The sequence below is a fragment of the Gammaproteobacteria bacterium genome, assembly GCA_019911805.1.
In the GTDB taxonomy this organism is placed as follows: Bacteria; Pseudomonadota; Gammaproteobacteria; order Thiohalobacterales; family Thiohalobacteraceae; genus JAHJQQ01.
In genome coordinates this window covers 1-2666 of sequence record JAIOJV010000065.1, presented here as the reverse complement: position 1 = coordinate 2666, position 2666 = coordinate 1, and the positions used below count along the sequence as shown (strand labels likewise).

Annotated in this window: 2 protein-coding genes; both read right to left on the bottom strand. The window is 65.3% G+C overall.

Translation table 11 applies throughout. From position 1 onward, the window contains the following. Window positions 1-153: 153 nt before the first annotated feature. Window positions 154-891: an IS21-like element helper ATPase IstB gene (gene istB, locus K8I04_07340; GenBank protein MBZ0071525.1), complete on the bottom strand. Its 738-nt coding sequence runs from the start codon at window positions 889-891 to the stop codon at window positions 154-156. A 48-nt stretch (window positions 892-939) separates the two neighbouring features. Further along, entirely contained in the window at window positions 940-2484 is a 1545-nt protein-coding gene (istA, locus tag K8I04_07335; GenBank protein MBZ0071524.1) for an IS21 family transposase, read from the bottom strand. Window positions 2485-2666 lie beyond the last annotated feature (182 nt).

The window sequence follows — 2666 nt, the reverse complement described above, 5'->3', positions numbered from 1 at the left end:
TGCGCATTCCACTGATGGCGGACAGTGATTCCATTCCCATCGCGGACAGCGTTCCATGCGATGGCGGACACGCTGCGCGAGTGTCCTGAGTGACGAGCAAATCGTAGCCGAAGTGTCCGCCATCAGCATGGAACGGGTGGCTGCTCGGTAGCCTCAGGCGGCCCTGGCGACCTTCCTCATGGACTCGCCTTTGAGGGCCATCTTGTGCGAGCCATGCACGATACGGTCCAGGATGGCGTCGGCCAGCGTGGGCTCGTCCAGCCAGGCGTGCCAGGCCGTCACCGGCAATTGGCTGGTGATGAGCGTTGAGCGCGTGCCCACACGGTCGTCCAGCAGTTCTAGCAGGTCGTTCCTCTCGTGCGGGGCAATCGGGGCGATGGCAAAGTCATCCAGAATGAGCAAATCCAGCTTGGCCAGTTGCGCCAGCCGTTTGCCAAAGCTGCCGTCACCGTGGGCCACATGCAGTTCTTCCAGCAGGCGTGGTGCGCGGGTGTAGAGCACCGAGAAGCCCAGGCGTGCGGCCTGCTGACCCAGCGCACACGCCAGCCACGTCTTGCCACAGCCTGTGGCGCCGGTGAGCAAGACGTTGTGGCCATGGCGCAGCCAGTCCCCGCCGGCCAGGCTGCCGATGACATCCCGACTCAAGCCTCGGCTGCCCCGCCAGTCGATGTCCTCCAGGCAAGCGCTGGAGACCTTCAGCCGGGCGGTCTTCAAGAGGCGCTCCAGGCGTTTGCTGTCGCGCCAGTCCACCTCTCGCTGCACCAGCAGCGCCAGGCGTTGCTCGAAGGGCAGTTCGCTGGCGGCGATGTGGGTGGCGGCGTCGTTCAGCGCTGCGGCCATGCCGTCCAGGCGCAAGGCTCGCAGTTGGTTCAGAGTCTGTTCGTTGAGCATGATTGTTCTTTCGGTATGGGAGGTTGAGGTGATGGCTGTCGGCCGTCGTCAGTGGTAGTAGCCCGGCCCCCGCACGTTCTCGTGCAGCGGCAAGCTCGCCTGTGTGGGGATGGGCGCATCCAGCGCTCGCTGGTCCAGGCCGCAGCTCAGGATGGAGGCGATGCTCTTGTAGGAGGGTGAGCGAATCGACTGCGCCCGAGCGCAGGCTGCCTCCAGCCGCTGGGCTCCGTACTCACGCCCAAGACGCATCAGGCCCAGGCAGGAGCGGTAACCCTGCTCGGGGTGGGCGCGGTGCTCCATCTGCCAGCGCACCACGGCCGCGGTGGCCACACCCACCCGCTCGCCCCAGGCAATGAGCTTGGCCGGCGTCCACTGCAGGTGCGCCCGGTGCGAGGCCGGCATGTGCTCTGGCGTGGTGGTGTGTGCGCCCTTGCGAGGATTCAGGGCATGGGCGGCCACGCGTTTGTTGCTGTGCAGGACTTCGACCGTGCCCGCTGTGATGCGCAACTCCACCGCCTCGCCTACCAGCGCGTGGGGCACGGAGTAGTAGTGGCCATCGAGTTCGACGTGGTAATCGATGTTGACGCGGGCAGGCTTGAAGCGGGCTATTGGCATGCGCGTGGGCGGCAGTGGGCGCAACAGCGGCGCATCGAGTTCGGCAAAGGCACTGGCGCGGTTGCCGGGCAGTTTCTTGAACGCTCGCTGGTTCAAATCCACCAGCAATGTGGCAATGGCCCGGTTCAGGGCGGCAATACTGAAGAAGGTCTGGTGGCGCAGGCGGGCCAGAATCCAGCGCTCTACCACCTGCACCCCCACTTCGACCTTGGGCTTGTCACGTGGTTTGGCCGGGCGCGCCGGCATGACCGCCAGGCCGTAATGCACCGAGAGCTCTTCCAGCAAACGGTGTGAGGTGGGCTCGTAGCGGTCAGGGCGATCCATGAGGGCGCGCGGCTGGTCGGGCACCAGCAGGCGGGGTACGCCGCCGATGAACTCCAGCGTGGCGATGATGCTGGCCACCCAGTCGACCGCCTTCTGGCTGGGGGTGGCGCAGGCGTGGGTGTAGTTCGACGCCCCCAGCACAGCCACAAATATCTGGGCCTGGTTTATCTCGCCGGTGCTGGCATCCACGACGGGCACCGTCTGGCCGGCGTAGTCCACGAAGAGCTTGTCGCCGGCCTCGTGGGTCTGGCGCATGGAGCGCTGCAGGCTGCGGGCCCAGGCCTTGTACTTCTCGCAGAAGGCGCTGTATTTGTAGGCTTGGCCCGCATGTTGATGCTGGTACTCCTCCCACAGCAGTTGCAGGGTGACACCGGGTCGGCGCAGCTCGCTGTGGATGTGGGCGTGGTCAGGCTCCAGGTGGCGGGACTCTCGCGCCACTGGGGGCCGGTACAGCCGCGCTTGCAGCTCTTCGTCGCTCAAGGTCTGGGCAAAGGCCCAGTCCACGCCAGCCACGCGTGCGTAGCTGGCTATCTCGCTGACGGTGGATTTGGAGATGCCGAGAGCGGCACCGATTTGGCGGGTGCTCAAGGCCCCGGCGTGCAGCAGTTGCAGTGTGTGTCGTATCTTGCTCATGGTGACCCTGGGTGTGGGCATAGCTGGTTCCGGTCGAAAAACCGGTCAGCGTATGCCTCGTTTGGGTCACTCAGAACACCCTCAGGTGTCCGCCATCAAAATGGAATGCTGTCCGCCATCACCGTGGAACGGTGTCCGCCATGACGGTGGAACTCTGTCCGCCATCAGCGTGGAATCGTGTCCGCCATCGCGTGGAATACGCA

What these genes read in the sequence shown, in the direction of transcription:
- istA (MBZ0071524.1), bottom strand. Translation starts at nt 2,484, where the DNA reads ATGCCCACACCCAGGGTCACCATGAGCAAGATACGACACACACTGCAA.
- istB (MBZ0071525.1), bottom strand. Translation starts at nt 891, where the DNA reads ATGCTCAACGAACAGACTCTGAACCAACTGCGAGCCTTGCGCCTGGAC.